The organism is Sphingopyxis sp., assembly GCF_035998905.1.
Classification (GTDB): Bacteria; Pseudomonadota; Alphaproteobacteria; order Sphingomonadales; family Sphingomonadaceae; genus Sphingopyxis.
The window spans coordinates 143,322-166,198 of record NZ_DASYHG010000016.1 but is presented as its reverse complement, the minus strand read 5'-3'; the positions used below and the strand labels follow the sequence as shown (position 1 = coordinate 166,198).

Below are 22,877 nucleotides of genomic sequence, written 5' to 3'. Positions count from 1 at the left end.
TCCCGATCGAGTCGAAGATCATCCCCGGCGACGGGCGAGTTGACCTGGACCGGCGCGGCGCCCCGCGAAAGTCCGGCGGCGCGATTATTTCCCCGCCGGCTGCGCCGGCTCCTCGCGGCCGCTTCGCTCTCAAATAATCGCGCCGCCGGACTCCTCCTCTGCGCTGCGGCCCTGCGGGTTCGCGGATCGCCTCATGCGCCAGTCCTTGGTCCGCCCATGTCGCAGGGATGGTCCCGCGGCACATATAAGGAGACGACCAATGGCAGCTATCGGCTTTGTGAACGGCACCATCGAAGGAGGCTTCGTGGGCCAGTTGAAAACTCTCACGATCCGCGCGGCGATCGAGATCCGCACCAACCGCTCCAAGAGCGGCGACGTCCAGCCCGACTACCGGGTTTATTCCGAAGGCGTCGAGATCGGCGCGGGCTGGGTCCGCACCGGCGAAGCATCGGGCAAGCCCTATGTGTCGCTGACCCTCGCGGCCCCTGAGTTCGGGCCGCGCCGGATTTATGCCAACCTCGGCCGCGCTGCTGGCCAGGACGGCGAAGACGGCTACGCGCTGATCTGGAACCCCGCCGATTGAGACGGACTTCCACCCCGCGCCGCTTCGGCGGCGCGGGGCTTTGCCATGCTTGACCCTAAGCCGCTTCGCGCTTGAGATCGGCGATCGTGAACGCGTGCGGGTTGCGCAGCCACATTTCGACTTCGCCCGCGCGCCAGCCGCAGCAGCGTTCGGCGAGCTTATGCTGTGTCGGGAAGGTCCCGGCAGCGATCTTGCGGTAGAGGGTCGCGCGGCTGAGGCCGGTCAAATCGAGGACTTCGTTGAGCCGCATGAGGCGGAGGGGAGATTGTAATGCCATGCTGTTCTACTCCATCTGTTGAACGATTTTGCGTCGACACGAGATAAAGAAAGCATGAGAGGCGCTAACGTCAACACCTTAGAAAACCGCCATTTTCGGCGTAGTCTTCTGGCGTAGGGCCGCCGGTATCCGTCGGCGTCCATGGAGGTCTGCGGGCGGCCTTGGCGCATCCGCATTTATTTTTCTCACAGCGTCCCACCGATGTCGCGGCCGAGAGCGAATGAGGCCGTCGAGGACGGCCGCGCCCGCCAATGACGCGCCGTAACCGGCGCGGCGTCTGCCCGATTCGCTATGGGGGAGGGCGCCGCTGGCGCGCATGCGGTCGCCGCTGCGCGGCGGCGTTGGTCTGTCCCGGCAGGTCGGGGGCAGGGTGGGCGTCACTCGCCTCTAGCCCCGCCCGGCCGGGCCGCAACCCGCGTACCGCGGGTTCTCCACTTCGTTGCGATCCTGCGGATGCAGCCCGTCCGATGATGCGGGTCTGCCGGCTCCCTCCTGCCGCCCACCCCGCCCCCTTCCGGGCCGGGGTGCGGTGGCTGGAAGGAGAAAGGATATGCGTGCAGAAAGGATAGAGCGGGCGAGCCTATATTCGGAGGTGACGAACCGGATCATCGCCGAGCTTGAAGAAGGACGGCTGCCTTGGGTGCAGCCGTGGGACAGCGCGGCGTGCGGCTGCACGATGCCGCAGAATGCAGGGACGGGCCGCAAATATAGCGGGATCAATGTCCTGATCCTGTGGGCCGAGGTCGTCGCCAAGGGCTATGCCTCGCAGCGCTGGCTGACCTACCGGCAGGCCGAGGCGGCAGGCGGCAACGTCCGGCGCGGCGAGAAGGGAACGGTCATCTGTTATGCGGACCGCTTTACGCCGAAGGCCGAGCAGGAACAGGCGCGCAGCGAGGATCGCGAAGCGCGGCAGGTTGCGTTCCTGAAACGCTTTACCGTCTTCAACATCGACCAGTGCGAGGGATTACCCGAAGACTATCTCGCGCCGATGGTCAGCCCCGACCCGGTGCTCACGATTGCCGAGGCCGACTCGCTGATCGCGGCGACCGGCGCGCGGGTCAATATCGGCGGGAGCGAAGCCTTTTACAGCCCTAGCCATGACTTTGTGCAGGTGCCGTCGCAGGCGGCGTTTCCTGAACCCATCAACTGGTATCGCACTGCGCTGCACGAGCTGGGCCATTGGACCGGCCACGGCAGCAGGCTCGACCGGGACCAGAAGGGAGGTTTCGGTTCCGAGGCATACGCCAAAGAAGAGCTTGTCGCGGAGATGGCGGCGGCGTTCACCTGCGCTTCGCTCGGAATCGCGCCGACCGTGCGGCATTCGGATTACATCGCATCGTGGCTGTCGGTGCTGCGCGATGACGAGAAGGCGATTTTTCGCGCCGCCAGTCAGGCAAGCAAGGCGAGCGACTATCTGCTCGCCTTCGCGGGAGCCGAGCAATGAGCGCCCCCATGTCGCGCGAAGAGCGGCTGCGCCTCTGGCGCGCCGAGCGCGTCGTGGACCAGATGCACGGCATGGACCGCATGGTGTTTCTGGCGATCCGCGTCGATGAAATGACCTATCCGCAAATTGCAGAACGGTTCGACATCAGCGTCGCCGACGTCGAAAATCACTTCGCAGCGAGCCTGCGTATCATGATGAAAGCCATGGATGAAAAGGATCCATGGTGGTGGCGTTTCCGGCTGTGGTGACCATGCTTGCGCCGGATGGCGCTTGCCATCCGGCGCATCCAATTACAGGGTGAAAACAATGCGCACCGACCTCGATCATCTTCCCGCCAACAAGCAGCGCGAACTCGAGCGCGTGAAGCAAATCATCTTCGAAGAATTTGCCGACAGCATAGCGCTGGCGACAATGAACTGGAAGAAGAAGGGCCGGATCGACAAGATCATCCTCTACGGCAGCTATGCGCGTGGCGGTTGGGTCGATGAGCCGCACACCGCCAAAGGCTATCGCTCGGACTTCGATCTGCTGATCATCGTCAGCGACAAGCGGCTGACCGAAAAGGTCGATTACTGGCTGAAAGTCGAGGACCGGCTCAACCGCGAGCTGGCGATCGACAAGACGCTCCATACGCCGGTCAATTTCATCGTCCACACCATCCAGGAAGTGAACGACGGACTCGCGCACGGGCGCTATTTCTTCATGGACGTCGCGCGCGATGGGATCGCGCTCTACGAGTTTGACGACAAGGAATTGCACAAGCCGAAGCCGAAGACGCCCGAGCAGGCGCTCGCCATGGCGCAGGAATATTTCGGAGAATGGTACCCCACCGCTGGCCAGTTTCACGGTTCAGCGCTGCATTCTCTGCAACAAGGCTGGCTGAAGAAAGCAGCTTTCGACATGCATCAGGCGACAGAGAGGCTTTACCATACCGTGCTTCTCGTTTGTACCTTCTATACTCCTCACGTTCACAATCTGGGCTTTCTGCGCACCCAGGCCGAGCGCATCGACATGCGGCTCGTCGATGCCTGGCCGCGCGAACTGAAAGCAGATCGCAAGCACTTCGAAAAGCTCAAGGAAGCTTATGTAAAGGCGCGCTATTCAAAACATTACCGGATCACCGAAGACGAATTGCGCTGGCTTGGCGAGCGCGTCGAAGAATTGGGCCGCGCCGTGCACGCGATCTGTTCGGAGCGGATCGCCCAGCTTGAAGCGGCCGCACAGGCTGGTCGCTGATCTATGCCCCGGCGCATGACCATTGCGGGGCAAATCGAGGCACTGATCCAGCGCCTCGAAGGCGTGGCAATCTGTGACGACTGCGTCACCGATCGCCTCAATCTGTCAGTGCGTTCGCAGGCCAATGTTGTGACGCGCGGTCTCGGCGGTGCAAACGGCTTTCGGCGCGAGAAGCAGCCGTGCGGTTTTTGCAGCTCTATCAAAGTTTCGACATCGCATCAGCGCTAATGTCGCTGTTGAAGGCGCGCCGCCCCCGGCGGCGCCACAGAAGAATTTGCTGCTCACGGCTTTCGCCGCGCAGCTTCGCAGCGGCTTCGACGAGCAGCCCGAGGATGATCGCCCGATCATCGCCGGTCAGCTCGATCAGATCGGCCTTGGCAACGAGGCCGCCCAACTCGATTAGCTGACGCGTGCGCTCGCGGCGCTTCACCTGCCAGGCTCGCGTGTCATGCCGCGCCCGCTTCGCCTGAAGGCGGTTGCGCGCCTGCACCGATCGCCGATGCGCCGCCCGCGTTGCGGCGAGCGTCTTGGCGAGTACCGGTGCTGCTTCCGCGAAAGAAGGCCGCGCCGCTTTTGCGCCACGCTTCCTTCCGTGCCCCGTCTGCGCCGACAGCCTCGATCAATGCGCCCGCGAGCTGTTCGATCGACAGCGCATCGGCGCCGGTGGCGATCACCAGCTCGCCGAGCTGACCTTGCTTCTTTGTCTTGAGCGCCTTGGCTTTGTCGGTGAGCACCTGGAGTTCGGCGTCGAAATCGCGCAGTTTACGCATCGTCTGTCCTTCCGTTTGATGGGGTCGGACGAACCAATTATGCCGAGTCTCATCGCCATTCAAGCAGCTGAAATCTCTTGCGACTTTGTGATCCCGAGCGCGATGAAATCGTGTGAGGGCGCGCTTATACGTCGTGCCGACGTGCTCGTTTTGCTGTAAATGGATTGCCGCCATGGCGATCTATCATTTCTCGGCAAAAGTGATTTCCCGCGCCGTAGGCAGCAGCGCGGTTGCCGCCGCGGCCTATCGTTCGGCCGACCGGCTGCACGACGAGCGGCTTGGACGAAGCCACGACTTCTCGAACAAGGCGGGTGTCGTCCACAGCGAAGTGCTGCTGCCGGAGAATGCGCCAGAGGAATGGCGCGACCGCGAAAAGCTCTGGAATGACGTCGAGGCCGCGGAGATCCGCAAAGACGCGCAGCTCGCTCGCGAGATCGAGTTCGCGATCCCGCGCGAGATGACCAAGGAGCAGGGCATCGAGCTGGCCCGCGACTTCGTCCGAGACGAGTTCGTCGAACGCGGCATGATCGCGGACCTCAATGTTCACTGGGACATCGGCGCCGACGGGCTGGCGCGGCCTCACGCCCATGTCATGCTGACGATGCGCGAGATCCGCATCGGCGAAGACGGATCGGCCGAGTTCGGCGCCAAGGTCCGCGACTGGAACCGCACCGAGCTGCTGACGCGTTGGCGCGAAGCCTGGGCCGATCATGTCAACGAACGGCTCGCCGCGCTCGATATCGATGCACGCATCGATCATCGCACCTTGGAAGCGCAGGGGATCGAGCTCGAACCCCAGCACAAGATCGGTCCCGCTGCTGCGCGGATGGTGGAGCAGGGGCTCGAAGTCGACCGCGCCGAAGAGCATCTCGATATTGCGCGGCGGAACGGCGAGAAAATCCTCGCCAACCCGTCGATCGCTCTCGACACCATTACCCACGGGCAGGCCACCTTCACCAACCGCGACCTCGCGATGTTCGTGCATCGACATAGCGCGGGAACGATCCAGTTCGATGCCGTCATGGGTGCGGTGAAAGCGTCGCCCGAATTGGTCGCACTCGGCAAGGACGGGCGCGGCGAAGATCGGTTCACCTCGCGCGCCATGATCGAGACCGAGCAAAGGCTTGAACGCGCGACCGCGACGCTCGACGCGCGCCGCAACCATGGCGTCGCCGATCGTCATCGCGAACGGGCGCTTGCGCGCGCGTCAGCACGCGGCCTTGATCTATCGATTGAGCAACGCGGCGCGCTTGAGCATGTCACATCGGCGCGCGGTGTGAGCAATGTCATTGGCTATGCCGGCACGGGCAAAAGCGCGATGCTTGGCGTGGCGCGCGAAGCTTGGGAGGCGGCGGGCTATCAGGTGCAGGGCGCTGCGCTGTCGGGCATCGCCGCCGAGGGTTTGGAACATGGTTCCGGCATCGGCTCGCGGACCTTGGCGAGCCTCGAACATCAATGGGCCAATGACCGCGAACGGCTGACCAGCAAACATATTCTCGTCATCGACGAGGCCGGTATGATCGGAACGCGCCAGCTTGAGCGTGTCGTGACCGAAGCCGAAAAGCAGGGCGCCAAGGTCGTCTTGGTCGGCGATCCAGAGCAGTTGCAGGCGATCGAAGCGGGCGCGGCATTCCGCGCCGCCGCCGAGCGCCACGGGGCGGTGGAGATTACATCCATCCGTCGCCAGCATGAAGAATGGCAGCGCGACGCGACGCGCGAGCTTGCCACCGGGCGGACCGGCGATGCGGTCGGTCGCTATGCCGAGGCCGGGCATGTCCACGCCGCCGTTACCCGCGATGCGGCGCGCACCGAACTTGTCGATGCGTGGGATCGCGATCGGCAGCGTCATCCCGATGCGAGCCGTATTATTCTTACCCACACCAATGACGAAGTGCGCCAGCTCAATGACGATGCCCGAGACAGACTGCGCGCCGGCGGGGCGCTTGGCGCAGATGTCGCGATCAATGTCGAGCGTGGCGGCCGCAGCTTTGCGGAAGGCGACCGCGTCATGTTCCTGCGGAACGAGCGCGATCTGGGCGTCAAGAACGGCTCGCTCGGCACGGTCCGAAATGTCGATCGAATGCGCATGGCTGTCATGCTCGACGACGGGCGCAACGTCGCGTTCGACCTCAAGGACTATGCTCATATCGATCATGGCTACGCCGCGACCATCCATAAGGCCCAGGGCATGACGGTCGACCGGGTGCAGGTGCTCGCGACGCCGGGAATGGATCGGCACGGAGCCTATGTTGCCATGTCGCGCCACCGCGAATCCGTCGATCTCCATTATGGCCGCGATGATTTTGCCAATCAGTCCAAACTCGTCCGCACGCTCAGCCGCGAGCGCGGCAAGGATATGGCCAGCGATTATCGCGTGCGTGCGCCGGAACCGGCAAAAACCGCCGAGCCCAAACGCGGCATGTTCGACGGGCTGAAGCTTACCGTCTCGCGCAAAGCACTGGAAGAGGCTCCGCCTCAGCGGCTGCGGCAGGTCAAACTATCGGAGGTCCGCGTCAGCGGCCGATTCCTTGATCGCGCCCCTGCACAACCCCCACTCGACAAGGCGGTCGAGCGCTTTGCGCAGATGACGAAGGACATCGTCGATGTCCGGCGCGCCGGAGGGAAGGAGCTGCCGCACGAGCTCGACGCCTATCGCAAGGCCCGGCAGGAACTCGATACGCTGCGTCCGGGCGGCGCAAACGATCTGCGCGAGGCGTTCGGGAAAAGCTATAAGCTCACCAGCGAGGCCGCCGCAGGGCGGACGGCGGGCGCGATCGCGGCGATGGAACGGCAGGAAGCGGCACGCGTCGCCGAGCGCGCGGCGGCGGACCGTGCAGCGCGCGATCGCGCGCGGCTCGCCGTCGACACGAAGAGGCTCGCCGCCGAGACCGAGAAGCGCGCCGACCAGTTTGTTGAGACATGGAAGAAGGAGAGCACGATAGCCCGCAAGGCGCCGACATATGCGGCGCGTGACGAGGCGCGCGCCAACCTCACGAGCATGGCGAAGAGCCTTCACCGCGATCCGCAGCTCGAGTCGCTCCTTGAAAATCGCCGCGCTCAGCTCGGGCTGGACGCTATGAGAGGGAAAACGCTGTCTCAGGATCTCCAGCTAAGTCTAGGCGCTGGACGCGGGCTGGGGATCTCGATGTAGGCTGCGTCCATGACACGCAAACTCACCCCCGCCGCCCCGCCCTCCAACGACGCCGCCAAAGCCTTTGATGATCTGCGCAGTGAGATTTCTCTGCAACGGACCGCGATCGAGGGACTCACGTCTGCAAAGGAAAAGCTGCCCGACTATTCGCTGACCCTTCGTGACATGAACGCGCGGCTCGATCAGATCGATCAGCACATCGCGAGCATCCACGACAAACCCGCGATGCGCCTTACGCCGCTGACCCTTGCCGCCGAAAGTCACCAAGCGTCGATGGCTTTTAGTGCGGAGTATCGCAAATCTGTCGGCGAGGCCCGCGACGCGCTTTCACACTCACTTGGCCGCGTCGAGGGTATGATCAAGCAGCGACGGTCAAACGACGAGCAGGACTGGTGGGTGACGTGGGCGGCAACCGGGGGTGTTCTGTTTGGCGCGTTCATGGCCCTGATCGGGGTCGCGACTTGGAGTTGACGTCGGCTAGGGTTGTCTGCGGTTTTTACGCGGACAGCAAAATGTTCAACGCGTTATGTCCGGAACGCGCCTGATTTCGGCCATTCGATCCAAAGCTACTAAGGCCAGAAAGCAGACGTTGGTCCTTTGCCGCCATTTGCAGGCGCGAACGCGCTTGAACCTATTCGATGGGAATGGGCATCAGGTCGAGTGCACCCCATCCGCGCATCCGCAGCTGCCTGAAGTCGTGGTTGCCGAGGTCGATCTCAAGCTCTGACGTAAAGGGGGCGAGGTAGGTTCTGGCGTCGAATCGATTGAAGCCTATCCCCGCGTGCTTCATCGCCTTGAAGACCTTGCACACGGCCGAGACGAAGATCGGCATCAGATCGACATAGGCCTGGTCGTCGGGAAATCGGTGCCGATCGCGGAACCGGCGGATCGCCGGAAGCGCGAGCTGCCGGTCGATCAACTCGAACCTGCCGGCGATCTTCGCCATGCCCGCTCCGGTGTCGAGATAGGGTGAAGCACGGGACGGGTCGAGGCGCGAATCCATGTCGTCCAACCGAACATGATGGGACATCCAAACTGGGGCGCCATGAAGAGTCGGGTGACTTGCAAGCAGAAACGACGCGCCCAGCCAGCGATCCACGCCACACTCATCAAGATAAAGGCGTCGCCTGAGACTTCGAAACAGCGGGTGGTCGCGATGATGTATCGCGTTTCGTATCGCGATGATCAGCGCGGTGTCGCCATCATCGAAATATGCAAAGAGCGTCTTCGATACGTCGTACAGCGAATGGAAGGCCTCGAGCTTCGCCTCGAAGGCGCGATCTATATTGTCGATCGCCTCTTCGGGATCGACCTTGAACAGATCGCCGAAGCGAAGATGCGCCTCGACATAGAGTCTCATCGTATTTGCAAGCGTGCTGACCGCGTCTTCGATTATCGCGCTGCTATGCAAAGGCTTGTCTCGCTGCCGTCGTCCAAAAGGCAGGAAGCGATACGAAATCCGCTCAAAGCTGTCTCGACCTTCTTGAGGAACTCGCAAGCCAGGGGCGGGACTGCTCAGGCTTCGGCGAAGCCGATATAGGAATAGGGCTCGTGCCAGCGCGACGTGTCGCGGCCGATCATCAGGCATCGATGGCGTCCGCTGGTCTCAAGCGCCCATGCGCCGAGCTTGGCACCCAATTGATGGCGTTCCGCGGCATATTCCTGCGGGTAGACATGGAAGAGGATGGCGGTGCGCCGGTTGGCTGGCGGCGTGACGAGCAGGGTCGCGGTCCGCTCGCGATCATTACGCCGCCGGATGGCCTCCTTACGCAGCTGGCCGAGCGATTTGACGACCTCGGCCTGCTCGTCGCAGTCGAAGGCACGCAGCAGATCGAGCGTGATCGTCAGCCATCCTGGTTCCCCATGGCGCCGCACAGCATCCATCACCTTTGCAAAGTAATGATCGATCGCAAATCGAGGCGGCGGTTGCATCCGCCCGATCTCGCGATTGATGAACCAGCGGTCGATCTCGGCCGACATGCCGCTGATCGAAAGCCGCGGCCTGTTGCGTTCGATCGCAGCGATGTTGAAGCCCGTCTCGAGATAGAAACCGAGGAAATCCATCTCGTCCCCGAGTATCTGGAGCGTCTTCTGAATCCGTTGCCGCTCGGCGAGATAGTGAATTATCCGCGCCGGGTCGCCGAGAATTTCCACGACCGCGGCGAGGTCGGCGATCCCCATTGTGCAGCCGAGCGGCACATCCTCGGGTAACCAGCCGGCTAGCCGCAGTTCGGGTTCGGAAGATGCGATGATCGAGAAATCGTCGAGCGTCACCGACAGGCGGACGACTTCGTCGACGTCGAAAAAATCGTCGCCGAACGGCGTCAGGATGGCGCGGGCATCAGCATCGCCGCCGCTGGCTCGCTCGATCAGGCCGGCGAGCCTCAGCGACTGCTGCGACGGCTCGACGATCAACTCGCCGACATGCTTGCGGACGCGCTCTGGGGCACCGCGCAGCGCGGCCTCCGTAAGCGCTGCCGATTTGGCTTCGGCAATCACCACGACGCGGTCGAGCTTCGCCACCACATCGGTCTGGTAGCGACGGCCGTCGAGCGACCATGCGATATCCGATTGCACTTGCGCGCCGGGCAGCGCCTCAGCGAGCAGCTCGGCCAGTTCTGTCTCGAGAAATTCAGCGCGGCGACGTTCGAGCGCCTTTTTTAGCTCGGGCGTGGTTGCCAGCCGCCGCATAATCGCGTGGATAAAGCTAAAAATCGACTGCGGCGCCGGGACGAAATAGTCCGATCCGAGGTCGATCGCGGGCACTGTCCAGACCGGATTACCGAGGAACAGATGCTCGCGGTCCATCGACGCGAGAGCGCCCGGCGCAAAGGCGAGTGCGCCAAGGACGGCGTTGACCACCCCGGCAGGGAGCCCCGTCGTCGCCGCTAGATCGTCCGGCGCATAGGAGGCCTGTCTAGCAAGCTGCGTGTCGGCATGAGCAAGGAGGCGCTGCCGCACGGTATCAAGCGGCCATTCGGCGGGAAGCATGGCAAGGAAAGGTGCCGGATCCTCGCTGGGCATGAAGAGCGCATAGTAGCGGCTGACCGCGCCGCGAACGGTCTGTTCGGCGAACACGCGCTGGAGCTGTTGAAAGCGCGCGCTCGATCGCTTTTGATGCAGGTCCAGCATCGCCTTGGCGACCGAGATGAGCTCGGTCCCCGCGAAACCGTGCGCCTCGCGCAGGAGCGGATCGAGAGGCAAATAGAGGCGGCGCGTGATGTCGACGACTTGGCCGAAATGCCCCCAGTTGCGGATCATCTGGGTATGAAGACGAATCTTCTCGCGCAACATCAGGCGATACCGCTCGCTCTTCTCCTCAACATTCTCGGCCTCGAGAAACCGGCGCGCGTGGAACGCGTCAGCCAGTGCCTTCACAGTGTCAACGGCCTGTTCCACATCCTTTGGCGTCGCCGGCGAAACGCCCCATTCGGCGTCGGATAGGGCCAAGGCGAAGGCTTGCATCAGCTCGACATGATGCTGCTGAATTCCTTCCATGAGTGTGCCGTCGGCGATGCCTTGATTAGAAACCGGTGCGAACAGCCCATATTGCCCGACGATCGCGATGAGATGAAGCGGGTGCACGCGGCGGAAAAGCGTCAGCAGGTCGGCCTGCAACTGTGGGAAGGCTTCGACCTGAAAGGCCGCATTGGCGACGAGTTCGTCCTTGATCGCCGCCTGATCGGCCATCGAAACCGGATGCACGGCGAGCCGGTCGGCCACGGGACGGCCGCCCCTTCTACCCTTGCCTTTGGGCGTCGGCGCCTTCCTTTTCCGCGTCACTGTCGATCCTCGTCTCGCTGGGAGCGCATCCGGTTAGGTCCATCAGGACGCCGCATCGAAAATCTCGGCCTCGGTTTCGCGGAGCCGCCGCGAGGCGTGAAGACTGTCGAGATAGCGCCTGCCGAGGCGATAGACTTGCGCATCGCTGCGATCGAGCGCCTTGCCGCCGACTTCACGCAGAATGGCATCGAGAATGTCAAAGCGCCGTGTGACTGCGATCAGTGCGAGGAAACGCGAAGCCGGAATGCGCTGCCCGCGCCGCGCCTCGCTCGCGTAGGCGTCGAGCATCATCACCGAGACTCGCTCGCCGAGCACCAGCGACACAAGGTCTGCGAGTTCGGCGCGATTATCCTCATCGTCAGCGAGGCACCGGCTCACCGCCGACGAGATCAGCCTGTCGAAGCCGGCGAGTTCGCCCTCTGCGTAGTCGATGCCGCGAACATTCCAGATATCGGCGAGGCGCTCATCCGACAGCGTAGGCTTTCGTTTTGCCACTCTCGTTCCTCCATACGTTCCAGTCATGGCTCAGGGCCCCTCGTGGGGCGCGCGGGCATCGGCTTAGCCCAGTTGGGCAAATGGTCGAGATCGATCAGCTCCGCACGGAGCAATCCGTCGAATATTTCGGGAAACAACCGCGCAGCAGCTTCCCAGATCGGATGCTCCTGCCCAACCTGTGCCGTGTGGCCTCTCGCCTCCGCAAGCGCGTTATGGAGCGATGGACGTCCCAGACAATGTGCCATAGCGCTTCTGGCAAGCATGGTCTCGACGAGGTCAGCATAGGGTTTGTAGCTTGAGTTTGAGAGGCGCGCGTTAAGCATCGCGGCCAACCGGCTCTTGTCCTTGTAGCGCGAAACATAAACGCGCTCTTCGCCAACGGCCGCGCTCCGCGCGATCGAAAAGAGCATCGCGGCGACCTCGAAAAAATGCGGACGGCCGCGCGCATTATGCGCGCGCCAGAACTCATTCTTCCATTCCGAAAGTGCGGGCACATACTTTTTGATTGAGTCCCAGGCGGGACCGAACTGTTTGTCCACAATAGGATCAGTGAAATCGAACGGCTTGCCGGTCTTGAGCGCCTGCCACCACTTCTCGCGCACTTCCTGGCCGCGCGAGAGCAGGCGCGGCGTCCGGCGATCCTCGAGAAACACCGAGCGGCCGTTGCCGCGGTCAAGATCGTCGAGCCCCACCAGCCGTGGTTTAAGCCAGCCACCACGACTATCCCCGAGCCACGCCGAGAGCATCAGCCGTCCGCGGTCGTTCGAAGCCTCAAATGCCGCCTGGTCGAACAGAAAGGCATTGCCGCGCTGGAAGGCGATCACGTCGCGAAACCCTTGCGGCAGTTCGGTCGCGATATCGCGGAACAACCAGATAAGTGCGACGCCTTCGGCCCTGTAGTGTAAGTGCCGCGCGGCGATTTCGAAGGCGAAGGGCTTGGAAAGCTGAACCTCGAAAGCAAATTTTCCGGCTTGGCCCAGCTCGGCATAGACATCGGGATAGCGGCCGCGCTCCTCGATATGCGGCTTGAGATAGCGATCGACCGCGACGTGGGTGCAGCGCGGATCGGCCTTCAAAAACGCCGCAATCGTGTCACACATCGAACGATGGAGCGCGCATTCCTGATGGCCACGATATTGCGCGGCGCGCGCGTCGTCGGGGACGAGATTGGCGCCCTGATACCACGGGCAGTCGGCTGGGCTTCCGGCGTAGTGGGCGAACAGCGGGATATGGCCCGCGCGTGTCACCTGCGCCTTGATATAGACGCCGGCGCGGCACAGCCGGCAGCGCGCGAGCGGATTATCGGGATCGGCCTTGTGGCGGAGGTTGATTTCGGCGCGCAGATGTTCCCAGCCTGCCCGGTCCATCGCCATCAGCTCGGAAATCGAAACGGCGCCGCGCGGGAGCTCGAAATCGGCAATCTCGACGGTTCGCTGCATGACCCCGCTTCTTGGCTTTCGCGCGCCGGTCAGGCCGGCAGCGATCGGATCTGCCGCTCGGTGCTCGTGTAGATCGGCGGCGCCCACTGATAGCCCGCGCGCTTCGAGCGGACCTTCCTGAAGGCCGCGGCGACCGTCTCGGCATCGATTCCGGGCGCCAGCGCCGCGATGCGCGCCTGGATATCGTCGCGCGCCGCTTTCTTCGGCTTGTCGTCGGCGTGGAGGTATACTGTGCCGAGCGACATGCCGACCCCGAGCGCATTGCCCTCGGCAACGTCGAGGAAAGTCGTCGCGGCCTTAACGCGCGTCGCGATCCGTTTGGCATGGTCCTCGACGCGGTGCCAGGATTTCTGGCTCTTTCTCTTCTTGTTGCAGCCGACGCGGACCTTGCCGAGGCTCTTGCCGATGACCGCTTGATCGGCGTCATCGAGAAGTTGGATCACGCGCCGTTCTACGATGCGCAGGATCACCTCGATCTGATCGGTATCCTCCTGCGCCATCCATCCGACCTCGCCATAGATCAGCTCGATATAGTCCCACAGGAAGGAACCGTAATAGCCGAGCTCGAGCGCCGCGAGCAGCCGCTCCTTGTTGACGTGAGTCGGCGCGGGCAGGTGTATCTGCGGGTAGAAATTCTTCATAACCTGCGGGTTCAGCGCGAGCCCGTCTACGATCTCGTCCCAGAAGATTATCGCGACCGCGAACTTGTCCAACGCAACGCGCGCTTCGGATAGAAGGCGCACCTCCTGCTGGAGCTTCGAGTCGTGATCGGCCGATGTCGCAATGTACAGCGTACCCAGCTTGCCCTTATACGCCCCGGCGTTCGCGATCTCTTTCTTGATCAGCGCGAGCTTCGGCGCCTGCGCGTAATTCTTGCATTGGATCGCGACCGGGCGGCCGATCTCGTCGACGCCGTAGATATCGACCCCCGCCTGCTTCTGACCCTTGCGGCCGTTCTTCTGAAGATTGGGCGATTGCCAGCGCTGCGCGAGGGCGGCGAGCGTCACGCGCTCGAACTCCTCGAAGTCATTGGGGCGCGGGAGGGTCATCGAGGAGATTACAGGCATGATCGGGATATAGCGCCGCGCTTGTCGTTTTTCATTTTTTATTGGCGCCGCATGGCTATCATCGTCTCATGTTCCAACTGACCAACCGCGATTACGCGCATTTCTATTTCGAAGAGTTCGACCTCGACGCCCAGCTGATCGCGATCCGCGGCGCGCTCGCCGCCGCACGCACCGCAGCGACGCAGCAATCTGACGAAATCGAACGGCTTGCGCAGCGCGCGAAAGAGATCGGTAGCGATCATCTCGTCGGCATGTGGACCGACGAGGTCCATACCTCGGTCTATCATGATGCTGCGCGCAGCGCCGCCGCCGTGGGCATGCTCGCGCCCTTCGTCGAGAATCTGTTCGTCGGTATCTATCGCGGGATCGGTAAGATGGGCGAGGATGTTCTCGGCCACGATCCGGATTCCGAGCGCTCGGTCCGCGCGGTCGCGCGCTTCTGGGATGCGCACTATTATTATGGGAAGAGCGAGGTCCGCGACGATATCGTCACCGGAATCCTCCAGCTCGCCGCGGCGTCGGGTCTCGAGCCGCATTTTCCCACCGATCTGAAAGCCGTGCTCGAAGCGCTGTTCGGCTACCGTAACAAGATTCTCCACAACGGATTCGAGTGGCCGGTTGAGGAGCGTGAGTCCTTCGGAAACCGCGTCAAAAACTGGCCGGCGGGCTGGTTCCAGTCGGCGACGACAAATGGCCGGCCTTGGGTCTGGTACATGTCGGATACCTTCGTCGCCCGCATCTTCACACTCATTGACGAGGTGCTTGAAGCGGCTGGGCAGCACGCGCGACTACACTTCGAGCGGGACGCCGATTCATAAGAGCGGTCCGGGATCGGTGGCGCAATGACCTCCCGCCCGACGCTTCAGGCGACGGGAATCTTAGGCTGACGGCGGAGTGCAAGATCGGCGGCGTTGATCTCGAGCGCCTTTGGAAGTTGATCGAACTTGTCGATCGTCGTCTCGGGGAGCGGGCTGCTCCGGATCGCATACGCCTTTACGCGTGACCTACATTTCGATCCAAAGGTGATCGATGAGGATTGGCGCTAGGCCAGGCTTCCGGACATGGTTGGACTGCAGAGCGGCAAGACGCGCTCCGGCGTCATGGTCGTGCAATGTGATCTTGTCGCTTTCGGACCATCCTTCCACCGGCTCCGCCACAATGCCGTTGATCCAACTATCGAGCTGCGTTCGCCAGAAGGCGCAATCTTCGGCCTGCAAGTACCCGATCATCGCCGCGCGATTGTGCGCAGCCCCATGGTGGCCCGCCTTGAACCGCTGGATTCCGCCCGCGCTGCTGAAACGGCTGATCAGATATTCGCGCTCGTCGCGGTCAGAGCCAGGAGGCGTGGGGAGGCGCTTGCATTCCACGGGCAGCAGGGTCTGATACTCGGTGTAGGCCCGCCCTTCGATCCATATGACATCGCCGCAGGGCGCGACGGCGAGATCGATTGCGCGATTGCCGCTGGTTTCGTCGGGCTCCTCGCGCCGGAACTGAAGAAAATCCCATCCCGGAGTGTGCCTTGTCAGGCTGGCCAGGCGCGCGCAGAGTTGCGCGGTCAACTTCGTCTCCCCTGTCGCCGTTTCGCGGGCAGGATCGTCGCGCCATCCCGGAAGGGCATCGCGTAGGAAGCGGATCAGGGATGAGAACCATTCGCCGGGAAGATGCACGCCGGCGTCAAGCGAACCCGCATGACCAACGCTTTCACCGTCGTCGGCCAGCATATCAGAAACCCTGACCTCGCAGATCGGCGAGAACATCGTCGGCATCGCGAAGAGCGACCGATCGGGTCCAGAAACGGTGCCGGTCGGGTTTAAGCAGAAAAACGAATTCCTTGTCGTACAGTCGCGTAATCCGCGTGATCGTCAGGCTCGAGCCCCGCCGCTCGCGCAGCAAGCTGTCGAGTTTGATGCGTAGTTCATCGGCACCCGTCCAATCGACTTGGCCATCACCGAACGCAAAGGCCCGGCAAATCGCGCCGGACCATTTTTGTGCGGGAAGCGCGCGCAGCGGCTTACGCGAATAGATCGAATTCAACTGCCGCGTGAACACCTTGTCGAAGGCTTCAAGGGCCGCCGGCGGGGCTGCCTGCATGATGGCGGCACCCGTACCAAGCCGAATGAAATCGCGCTGATGCTCGACGATGTCTTCAGCAATGATCCTTTCGTTATCGCTGAGATCCAGATTCCCGCTTTCGGGATAGGGTAGGGCAAGCACGTCTGCGTTCAGGATCGCCGTCGCACGCTGCGTAAACAGGCGGGGGCTGATGCCCGCGATATAGGCTCGCAGAGCTACCGACTCCCGTTCAAGCCACTCGCCGATCGCCGCGAGTTGAGGGAGCTGACCGCGTGGTGCCGCAAGGCCGACGATCTCGTGCTTATAGGTAAGATAGTGACCCGTCCACATCCCGTGGTGCAGATCTTCATGCTCTTTGATGAGCAGGAGCGGCGGCGTAAACCGACGCTCCGTCTTCGTATCCTTGATTGGCTGCTTGGGCACGACAGCAAGATTGCTCGTGTCGAGACCGGCGCTGGATAGCGCGCTGGTGGGAAGGAGCGGTTTGCCGATGAGATGGGTGGCGGGGCGCGAGATACCCTTTTGTCCCGCAATATAGCCCTCGCCGAAATCCCATTGCCGCTGTTCGGCGAATTGCCGCAGCGTGGGATAGGTGCGCAGCCGCTTGATCAGATCGTGCGCCCGGCTGCCGCCCAGCAGATTGGCCCGCCAGATGTCCCGCGACTGTTGGGCATCGATGTTGCGGATCCAGTGAAGATCGTAATAGTCAATGTCGAATCCCTGCTCTGCGGTGGCCCGGCCGTTGCGTCGGAAAACTGCGTGCAGGAGGCGGCCGTCGACTTCGGGATCTTCCGCCTCTGCGATTACAACGACAATCTTCGGATCGGCGTTTCCCTTTTTAAATAGTCCCCGGACGGACACAAAGTCCAATAGCTCGCGGACACGCCAGGTTTTGAAGAACGCTTGGCGGACCGAATGGGCATTCTGGTTGTACAGGAACCCCGACGGCTCGATCATTGCTAGAATGCCACCCTTCGTCGCCATCGCCATAGCTTCGTGGAGAAACAGGTAGGCGAGCTGCTTGTCGGCGAGGGGGCCGTATTCCTTCGCGTACGACGCGGCGCAATCGCGAGCACCCTTGGTCGTCAGCGACGAGGCGAAGGGCGGGTTGCCGACAATGATCGCGACCTTCTGCGCGACAAGGCCATTTTTCTTCGCGTCGAAAAAGCAGCTCCAATGGAGCGTCTCGCCGGCAAGGCGTGGGAATAGTTTTACGCTTGCGCGAATATCCTCCGGCTTCAAGGCGTCGCACAGGCTGAGGCAGAGGCTGAATGCTGCGAGTTCGACCGCGCCTTCTTCGAGATCGACGCCATGAATGCGCTGGAGCAGCCCGCGAAGAATTTCCACGCCGGGATGCACCCATCCGTTGCGCGAACGCCAATGGAGCACGAGCCGCTTGTACGCCTCGACGAGGAAAACGCCCGAACCACATGCCGGATCGAGGATGACTCCCTCGCTTTCCATCAGCGCGTCGATCCGATCCCAATCGAGAACCTCCTCGAGCATCAGTCGAACAAGCGCCGGCGGCGTGTAGATGGAGCTGGCCTCGTCTTTCACGAAGAGCTGGTAGATGTTGCTGATCAGCTCGACCGGCAGGTCTCGGAACGAATACAGCCGCCAGAAGCTGAGCTGGCCTGTTTCATCTTCAGAGCCCTGCACCAATCGCGCATAGCGGGCGAGATCGGAAGTTTTGACCAAGGCGGCCCGTTCGCTGTCGCGAAGTCGAAAGACATGGCCGTTGAATCTTGCCTCGAGCGATTCGAGTAGCCTGATCAGCGCCGGACCGTCGGCAAGAACCTCGAAGAAGCGAGAAGCACCGGGCAGGGCGCTCGCGAAATCATGGGGGAGCAAGACCAGTCGCTCTTCGAGATATGCGATAAGCAGTGACAGGATGAGCAGCCGGCGGCGCAGCGCCGGGTCAAGCAATTCGCTGTCCGAAAGCTGTATGGCGAGCGCGCGGACCCCGGCGACCAGTTTGCGGTGAGCAGACTTGGTCGCGGACAGCATGAGCAGGCAGGCGTCGGGGTCATCCCAGATCGCGCCATTGCGGATTCGTTGCGCGTCCCACCAGACGTCTTGCTCCGCGATCGCCGCGCCCAATTCCAGCGTGCGGATCGGATTGCATATAGGACGATCGTCCGTGCCGACGAAATCCGGCTCGTGTGCGCAGCGAAACAACTGTATGACGCCCGGTCCTGCGCGATAGACTAGCGGCACGCCGCCCCAGCTCCATAGTCGCTTGTGAAGCTCGGCAAATTTTTCGTCGTCGGGATGGTCCTTGGTATCGAAGACGAACGCCTGCGCGACCGGGGCCCGTCCTTGTCGCTGCGCCTCGAAGAAGACCGCGCGTGCCCCATAGCTGGCCGCACGCTCGATCATGGCTACGACATCCGGATTCTGCCCTTCGCGATCCAACGAGGCAACCGGAACCAATCCTTCGACGGCCGGGACATCCCCGCGGCCGATCGAAAACAACCATTCGGCGCCAGCGAACGCCGCATCGGGCGCGTGCGCTGTCATCGCCGGAGTCCGGTCAGCCGCGACGGCGCCGTCAGCATCACTTCTGCCGCTTTTTCTTCGTTAGCGCGAAGCCTTCCTTGAGAAGGTCTGTCATCGTCATGCCTTGCGCGACGGCGAACCCTTTGAAGTCCTTCTTGAAGTCGGCGCTCACCTTGAAATTGAGCGACTTGTTTTCGCCATCCGCGGTACCACCGTCCACGATCTGCTTGTCGACCATCAGGCGCCCCCTCCCCATTGCGGCCCGCCCTGGGCGGTTCGCATCTGGCGGAGAAATACAGAAATCGGCCTTTCTTGCAATCCACAAATGTGGATTGCAAGAAATCTGGATATCCAGAAATAAGGAACCCGGGAATGGTGAGCACGCGTCGTCCTCGAATTTGGTCTCCGATTCAAATGCCGGAATAGAACAAATAGGGAACAAATGCACTAAGGAACCTGCTCGGTGCAAATTGTGGCTAAGGGCTCATTGCCGCCTCCGCGATCGCCATTTGGCGATGCTTGGGATAACGGTAAGCCCTTCTAACCTAAGGTCGGAACAACGCTAATGATGGTAGGTCGGCGACAGAAGCCGTTCTTCGAAATGGTAAGGCTGCTCCGCACAATTGAAGCGGATCACGACGATTTTGCTTCGGTCAAAGCCCTAAACCTCCTCGTCTTGAAGGAGATCATTCGCGCAGAGCGGATGCAAGACAAGCATCGCGCTGCGCACAAGGAACTGATCCGGCAATTGAAAACAGGCCGGGGATCGAAGGAAATCAGCAAGGCGCTTAGAACAAAGGTCAAGCGCACAGCGGGATTCATCAACGGATACGCCAAGCAGATTTACATCTGGAAATGCTGTGGGGACGCGCTGGCGTTCATCTATCTCGACAAGTTCGCGATCAAGCACGCCTACTATGACACCGACCACTTCGCCATAAAACGCGATGCCGGGATGATCCGCGGCAAAGAGGGATTGGTTAGCGAGTTGAAGTGCCTATTCAGTGCCCTTGAGCATCAGGTGCCGGCAGTCCTTTCCGACATTACCAACACCATCCGCTATGGCGATGTTTGTCTACTTGGTGCTTCCGATCCCGTGCCTATCGAGGTGAAAAGCAGCCCGAAGCAAGGGGGTCGAGGGAGGCGGCAAGCCGAGAAGATGGAGAAGCTACGCAGCTTCTTGGAGACTGATCGTGCGGTGGGCTACCGAGGAGCGCCTGGTGAGACGATGCGGCAAGCGGTCACCCTCCCTGAGCGCACTAATGTCGAAGCGCTGAACGAGTGCATCGCTGAAGCCAAAAGGACAGGTTTTGCGATTTCTCGCCCGGAACCGGGCATTGCTTACGCGGTAATAGCTGGTGCGCGGCCCGACTATTCAGCGATCTTCGAGCCGTTCGCCCACGAGCGGTGGGTGTTCTGGACTCTGAACGGCGACAAGAACGATTTTGCTTGGGCACCCTACACGCCCTTCATCCTCACCATCCGGGAGTCCCATCACCTTTTAGATTTTATCGAGGGCAACATCTTTATCATCGTCGGGGCGAGCATGGACGAACTGTGCAGGCAGATGGCCGCGCCCGGTTGGCAGATCGAATTTGACCCAGCGAGCGACTATGCTCTTCATTGCATTCACGAAGCCGGGGGCGTGGTTGGCATCGCTCAGCAGTTGGTCGCGCGCGTCGCGTATGAGTTTGTATCGTTGTCTTGGATCGCGGACAGCCAACGAGAGGGTTTGGAATCATCTCGCGCGATGATGATGGACACCTTCGGCCCGTTCCAGCAGTTCGATGTCGAGCAGATCCACAATTACATGTTTGGCGAACGTCGTTGGCTTCGCAGCGATTCCGAGGTGCTGTTCCTACAGGATTCGTCAGCTAGCTAGCGCAGGATGCCCAACCCAACTGACCAAACCAAAGACCTTCGGCGCTGCTTGACGGGTCAGCTATTCGCCTGATCAGCGGGATGCTCTGAGGATTGATGTTGAGATTGATAGACGGCCGTGTTGTGCGCATTGCCAATCCGCCACTTCTCGCGGCCTCTCCGCCAGCTTTCGGCGCAAGCGACATCCCGAGCGCTAAATCGGGACGGCGTATTGTGGTTGGCAGCTGACCCCGAGTTAACGTCAGTTATCCTAGAGAGCGAGCGTTCCAGACTGCATCGGAACGTCAGCTCTCTTTGTTTGGCACCTAAAAGCTGCCTGTCTCCAAACGGCCAGAAATGTTCAACGGGTGCCCGGAATTCCAGCTAATTCGGCTGGCGTCACCACTTGCTCTTTCCGATCCTTGCGCTCCGAATAGCGGTCAACGAGCTGGTCGGCATGCCCGCGGGTGAGGACGGTGAAGCGGACAAGCTCCTCAGCAACGTCGACAATCCGGTCATAATAGCTCGATGGCAGCATGCGCCCGGCTTCGTCGAACTCCTGGTACGCCTTTGCGACGCTCGACTGGTTGGGGATGGTGATCATCCGCATCCAGCGGCCGAGGATGCGGAGCGTATTGACGCTGTTGAACGACTGTGACCCGGCCGACACCTGCATCACCGCGAGCGTACGCCCCTGCGTCGGGCGGAGGCCCTTGTAGGCGAGCGGAAGATGGTCGACCTGTGCCTTCATGATGCCCGTGATCTGTCCATGGCGCTCGGGGCTGCACCAGACCTGGCCTTCGGACCAGAGCGAGTGTCGGCGAAGTTCCTCCACGGCAGGATGGTCGTCGTCGGCAATCAGGTCGGGCAGAGGGAGGTCGGACGGGTCGAAGATGCGTGTCTCGCAGCCGAAGAACTGGAGCAGGCGCGCTGTCTCCTCGACGACGAGCCGCGAATAAGAACGCTCGCGCAAACTGCCATAGAGCAAAAGGATGCGCGGCGCGGGATCGAGCGGTCCGAGGCCGCGCGCGGGCTGCGCGCGAAGATATTCGGGGCTGAGCGCCGGGAGATGGTCCGGGTCGGAGAGTGTCCGCAAGCGGTGATGGGTCTGTTCTGTCATGATACTCGGGCTTCTGAAGGCGTGGTCGCCGGGAACCATCGGCGTCCGAGGCGGAGGGCGACGTTGACGAGGAGGATGAGGACTGGAACTTCGACGAGCGGGCCGATAACCGCGGCGAAGGCCACCGGCGAAGCAAGGCCGAAGGCAGCGATGGCGACCGCTATCGCGAGCTCGAAATTATTGCCCGCCGCGGTGAAGGCGACTGCCGTCGTGCGGGGATAATCGGCCTCGATCAGCTTCCCCATCCAGAAGCTGATAAGGAATTGCACGACGAAGTAGATGGTGAGCGGGATTGCGATCCGGAAGACGTCGGCAGGGATGGTGACGATCTCGCCGCCCTTGAGGCTGAACATCGCGACGATCGTGAACAGCAGCGCGACGAGCGTGATCGGGCCGATCCTGGGCAGGAAGCGCGTCTCGTACCATTCGTCACCTTTCGCGCGGGCGAGGAAGCGGCGCGTGAGATATCCTGCGAGGAAGGGGATGCCGAGATAGATGAGGACCGCCTCGGCGATGGTCCAGAAGCTCACGTCGATCACGCTGCCTTCGAGGCCGAACAGCGGCGGGAGGACGGTCAGGAAGAACCAGGCGTAAATGCTGAAGAAGAGGATCTGGAAGATTGAGTTGAAGGCGACGAGCGCGGCGACATATTGATTGTCGCCCTTGGCGAGCTGGTTCCACACGATCACCATCGCGATGCAGCGGGCGAGACCGATCAGGATCAGGCCGGTCATATATTCGGGTTTATCCGCGAGGAAGATGACCGCGAGCGCGAACATGAGCACGGGTCCGATAATCCAGTTCTGTATCAGCGAAATCGCGAGTACGCGCTTGTCCTCGAACACGCGCGGCAGCTCATCGTAGCGCACCCGGGCGAGCGGCGGATACATCATCAGGATCAGGCCGATGGCGATCGGGATGTTCGTCGTGCCGATCGACATGGCGTCGATCACGGCGGGCAGCCCCTTGAAGACCGACCCGAGCAACACGCCGAGGCCCATGGCAAGAAAGATCCAGAGCGTCAGATAGCGGTCGAGGAACGACAGGCGTTCGCGTTTCGCGGCAGTGGTCATGTTGCTG

At 61.9% G+C, this 22,877-nt stretch carries 22 protein-coding genes; 9 read left to right on the top strand and 13 right to left on the bottom strand.

Going from position 1 to position 22,877, the window contains the following annotated elements; all coding sequences use genetic code 11:
* Positions 1–259 precede the first annotated feature (259 nt).
* Positions 260–583: a DUF736 domain-containing protein gene (locus VGN62_RS08145; RefSeq protein ID WP_327452598.1), complete on the top strand. Its 324-nt coding sequence runs from the start codon at positions 260–262 to the stop codon at positions 581–583.
* Positions 584–638: 55 nt separating this feature from the next.
* Here VGN62_RS08145 and VGN62_RS08140 read toward each other — a convergent pair whose 3' ends face one another.
* Positions 639–860, bottom strand: a complete 222-nt coding sequence (locus tag VGN62_RS08140; RefSeq protein ID WP_327452596.1) for a helix-turn-helix transcriptional regulator — start codon at positions 858–860, stop codon at positions 639–641.
* A gap of 550 nt (positions 861–1,410) precedes the next feature.
* Between VGN62_RS08140 and VGN62_RS08135 the strand changes: the two genes are divergently transcribed.
* Genes VGN62_RS08135 through VGN62_RS08125 form a run of 3 tightly spaced genes read left to right on the top strand, consistent with a single transcriptional unit; the run spans position 1,411 to position 3,540 of the window.
* Positions 1,411–2,304: an ArdC family protein gene (locus VGN62_RS08135; RefSeq protein WP_327452594.1), complete on the top strand. Its 894-nt coding sequence runs from the start codon at positions 1,411–1,413 to the stop codon at positions 2,302–2,304.
* Positions 2,301–2,552, top strand: a complete 252-nt coding sequence (locus VGN62_RS08130) for a sigma factor-like helix-turn-helix DNA-binding protein (RefSeq protein WP_327452592.1) — start codon at positions 2,301–2,303, stop codon at positions 2,550–2,552. The genes VGN62_RS08135 and VGN62_RS08130 overlap by 4 nt, the downstream gene beginning before the upstream one ends.
* Before the next feature lie 58 nt (positions 2,553–2,610).
* Positions 2,611–3,540, top strand: a complete 930-nt coding sequence (locus tag VGN62_RS08125; RefSeq protein ID WP_327452794.1) for a HEPN domain-containing protein — start codon at positions 2,611–2,613, stop codon at positions 3,538–3,540.
* Positions 3,541–3,739: 199 nt separating this feature from the next.
* Here the strand turns inward: VGN62_RS08125 and VGN62_RS08120 are convergent, their stop codons facing one another.
* Together VGN62_RS08120 and VGN62_RS08115 are read right to left on the bottom strand one after the other, a co-directional pair.
* Positions 3,740–3,970, bottom strand: coding sequence for a conjugal transfer protein TraD (locus VGN62_RS08120; RefSeq protein WP_327452590.1), 231 nt, complete (start codon positions 3,968–3,970; stop codon positions 3,740–3,742).
* A gap of 16 nt (positions 3,971–3,986) precedes the next feature.
* Positions 3,987–4,484: a conjugal transfer protein TraD gene (locus tag VGN62_RS08115; RefSeq protein ID WP_414713030.1), complete on the bottom strand. Its 498-nt coding sequence runs from the start codon at positions 4,482–4,484 to the stop codon at positions 3,987–3,989.
* On the opposite strand from VGN62_RS08115, the gene traA reads away from it, so the two are divergent.
* Together traA and VGN62_RS08105 are read left to right on the top strand one after the other, a co-directional pair.
* Positions 4,483–7,461: a Ti-type conjugative transfer relaxase TraA gene (gene traA / locus VGN62_RS08110; RefSeq protein ID WP_327452588.1), complete on the top strand. Its 2,979-nt coding sequence runs from the start codon at positions 4,483–4,485 to the stop codon at positions 7,459–7,461. The two genes, VGN62_RS08115 and traA, sit on opposite strands and share 2 nt — an antisense overlap.
* 9 nt (positions 7,462–7,470) lie before the next feature.
* A complete protein-coding gene (locus tag VGN62_RS08105) occupies positions 7,471–7,932 on the top strand; it encodes a hypothetical protein (RefSeq protein ID WP_327452586.1) in 462 nt (153 codons plus the stop codon).
* Positions 7,933–8,092: 160 nt separating this feature from the next.
* Here VGN62_RS08105 and VGN62_RS08100 read toward each other — a convergent pair whose 3' ends face one another.
* The 4 genes from VGN62_RS08100 to VGN62_RS08085 all read right to left on the bottom strand — a co-directional run bounded on the left by VGN62_RS08100 (position 8,093) and on the right by VGN62_RS08085 (position 12,815).
* Positions 8,093–8,821 carry a hypothetical protein gene (locus VGN62_RS08100; protein WP_327452584.1) on the bottom strand — a complete coding sequence of 243 codons (729 nt, stop codon included), beginning with the start codon at positions 8,819–8,821 and terminating at the stop codon, positions 8,093–8,095.
* A 155-nt stretch (positions 8,822–8,976) separates the two neighbouring features.
* The gene (locus VGN62_RS08095) at positions 8,977–11,184 is read right to left on the bottom strand and encodes a hypothetical protein (RefSeq protein WP_327452582.1); all 2,208 of its coding nucleotides are present in this window, start codon (positions 11,182–11,184) and stop codon (positions 8,977–8,979) included.
* Between the two features lie 102 nt (positions 11,185–11,286).
* Positions 11,287–11,739, bottom strand: coding sequence for a hypothetical protein (locus VGN62_RS08090; RefSeq protein WP_327452580.1), 453 nt, complete (start codon positions 11,737–11,739; stop codon positions 11,287–11,289).
* A 23-nt stretch (positions 11,740–11,762) separates the two neighbouring features.
* Entirely contained in the window at positions 11,763–12,815 is a 1,053-nt protein-coding gene (locus VGN62_RS08085) for a hypothetical protein (protein WP_327452578.1), read from the bottom strand.
* A gap of 48 nt (positions 12,816–12,863) precedes the next feature.
* Here VGN62_RS08085 and VGN62_RS08080 point away from each other — a divergent pair, with 48 nt between their 5' ends.
* Positions 12,864–13,250, top strand: a complete 387-nt coding sequence (locus VGN62_RS08080) for a hypothetical protein (RefSeq protein ID WP_327452576.1) — start codon at positions 12,864–12,866, stop codon at positions 13,248–13,250.
* On the opposite strand, the gene VGN62_RS08075 is transcribed toward VGN62_RS08080, so the two are convergent.
* Positions 13,208–14,227 carry a hypothetical protein gene (locus VGN62_RS08075; RefSeq protein ID WP_327452574.1) on the bottom strand — a complete coding sequence of 340 codons (1,020 nt, stop codon included), beginning with the start codon at positions 14,225–14,227 and terminating at the stop codon, positions 13,208–13,210. The two genes, VGN62_RS08080 and VGN62_RS08075, sit on opposite strands and share 43 nt — an antisense overlap.
* An 86-nt stretch (positions 14,228–14,313) precedes the next feature.
* On the opposite strand from VGN62_RS08075, the gene VGN62_RS08070 reads away from it, so the two are divergent.
* Positions 14,314–15,063 carry a hypothetical protein gene (locus VGN62_RS08070; RefSeq protein WP_327452573.1) on the top strand — a complete coding sequence of 250 codons (750 nt, stop codon included), beginning with the start codon at positions 14,314–14,316 and terminating at the stop codon, positions 15,061–15,063.
* Positions 15,064–15,249: 186 nt separating this feature from the next.
* Here the strand turns inward: VGN62_RS08070 and VGN62_RS08065 are convergent, their stop codons facing one another.
* Genes VGN62_RS08065 through VGN62_RS08055 form a run of 3 tightly spaced genes read right to left on the bottom strand, consistent with a single transcriptional unit; the run spans position 15,250 to position 19,055 of the window.
* Positions 15,250–15,966: a hypothetical protein gene (locus VGN62_RS08065; protein WP_327452571.1), complete on the bottom strand. Its 717-nt coding sequence runs from the start codon at positions 15,964–15,966 to the stop codon at positions 15,250–15,252.
* A 1-nt stretch (position 15,967) separates the two neighbouring features.
* Positions 15,968–18,838: an HsdM family class I SAM-dependent methyltransferase gene (locus VGN62_RS08060; protein ID WP_327452569.1), complete on the bottom strand. Its 2,871-nt coding sequence runs from the start codon at positions 18,836–18,838 to the stop codon at positions 15,968–15,970.
* A 37-nt stretch (positions 18,839–18,875) separates the two neighbouring features.
* Complete coding sequence (locus tag VGN62_RS08055; protein WP_327452567.1) at positions 18,876–19,055, bottom strand: hypothetical protein; 180 nt, start codon at positions 19,053–19,055, stop codon at positions 18,876–18,878.
* A 363-nt stretch (positions 19,056–19,418) separates the two neighbouring features.
* Between VGN62_RS08055 and VGN62_RS08050 the strand changes: the two genes are divergently transcribed.
* Complete coding sequence (locus VGN62_RS08050; RefSeq protein ID WP_327452565.1) at positions 19,419–20,699, top strand: hypothetical protein; 1,281 nt, start codon at positions 19,419–19,421, stop codon at positions 20,697–20,699.
* Between the two features lie 339 nt (positions 20,700–21,038).
* Here VGN62_RS08050 and arsH read toward each other — a convergent pair whose 3' ends face one another.
* Together arsH and arsB are read right to left on the bottom strand one after the other, a co-directional pair.
* A complete protein-coding gene (gene arsH / locus VGN62_RS08045) occupies positions 21,039–21,797 on the bottom strand; it encodes an arsenical resistance protein ArsH (protein ID WP_327452563.1) in 759 nt (252 codons plus the stop codon).
* Positions 21,794–22,870 (bottom strand): ACR3 family arsenite efflux transporter, encoded by a 1,077-nt coding sequence (gene arsB / locus VGN62_RS08040; RefSeq protein WP_327452561.1) that lies wholly within the window; start codon positions 22,868–22,870, stop codon positions 21,794–21,796. Before arsB ends, arsH begins: the two co-directional genes overlap by 4 nt.
* Positions 22,871–22,877: the final 7 nt, after the last annotated feature.

Excerpts from the sequence above, each read along its gene's own strand:
- traA (WP_327452588.1), top strand. The coding sequence starts at position 4,483 with ATGGCGATCTATCATTTCTCGGCAAAAGTGATTTCCCGCGCCGTAGGC.
- VGN62_RS08075 (WP_327452574.1), bottom strand. The coding sequence starts at position 14,227 with ATGACCCTCCCGCGCCCCAATGACTTCGAGGAGTTCGAGCGCGTGACG.
- VGN62_RS08060 (WP_327452569.1), bottom strand. The coding sequence starts at position 18,838 with ATGACAGCGCACGCGCCCGATGCGGCGTTCGCTGGCGCCGAATGGTTG.
- VGN62_RS08065 (WP_327452571.1), bottom strand. The coding sequence starts at position 15,966 with ATGCTGGCCGACGACGGTGAAAGCGTTGGTCATGCGGGTTCGCTTGAC.
- VGN62_RS08135 (WP_327452594.1), top strand. The coding sequence starts at position 1,411 with ATGCGTGCAGAAAGGATAGAGCGGGCGAGCCTATATTCGGAGGTGACG.
- VGN62_RS08100 (WP_327452584.1), bottom strand. The coding sequence starts at position 8,821 with ATGAGACTCTATGTCGAGGCGCATCTTCGCTTCGGCGATCTGTTCAAG.
- VGN62_RS08070 (WP_327452573.1), top strand. The coding sequence starts at position 14,314 with ATGTTCCAACTGACCAACCGCGATTACGCGCATTTCTATTTCGAAGAG.
- VGN62_RS08055 (WP_327452567.1), bottom strand. The coding sequence starts at position 19,055 with ATGGTCGACAAGCAGATCGTGGACGGTGGTACCGCGGATGGCGAAAAC.
- VGN62_RS08130 (WP_327452592.1), top strand. The coding sequence starts at position 2,301 with ATGAGCGCCCCCATGTCGCGCGAAGAGCGGCTGCGCCTCTGGCGCGCC.
- VGN62_RS08105 (WP_327452586.1), top strand. The coding sequence starts at position 7,471 with ATGACACGCAAACTCACCCCCGCCGCCCCGCCCTCCAACGACGCCGCC.
- VGN62_RS08115 (WP_414713030.1), bottom strand. The coding sequence starts at position 4,484 with ATGGCGGCAATCCATTTACAGCAAAACGAGCACGTCGGCACGACGTAT.
- VGN62_RS08080 (WP_327452576.1), top strand. The coding sequence starts at position 12,864 with ATGGCCACGATATTGCGCGGCGCGCGCGTCGTCGGGGACGAGATTGGC.
- VGN62_RS08145 (WP_327452598.1), top strand. The coding sequence starts at position 260 with ATGGCAGCTATCGGCTTTGTGAACGGCACCATCGAAGGAGGCTTCGTG.
- VGN62_RS08125 (WP_327452794.1), top strand. The coding sequence starts at position 2,611 with ATGCGCACCGACCTCGATCATCTTCCCGCCAACAAGCAGCGCGAACTC.
- VGN62_RS08140 (WP_327452596.1), bottom strand. The coding sequence starts at position 860 with ATGGCATTACAATCTCCCCTCCGCCTCATGCGGCTCAACGAAGTCCTC.
- arsH (WP_327452563.1), bottom strand. The coding sequence starts at position 21,797 with ATGACAGAACAGACCCATCACCGCTTGCGGACACTCTCCGACCCGGAC.
- arsB (WP_327452561.1), bottom strand. The coding sequence starts at position 22,870 with ATGACCACTGCCGCGAAACGCGAACGCCTGTCGTTCCTCGACCGCTAT.
- VGN62_RS08050 (WP_327452565.1), top strand. The coding sequence starts at position 19,419 with ATGGTAAGGCTGCTCCGCACAATTGAAGCGGATCACGACGATTTTGCT.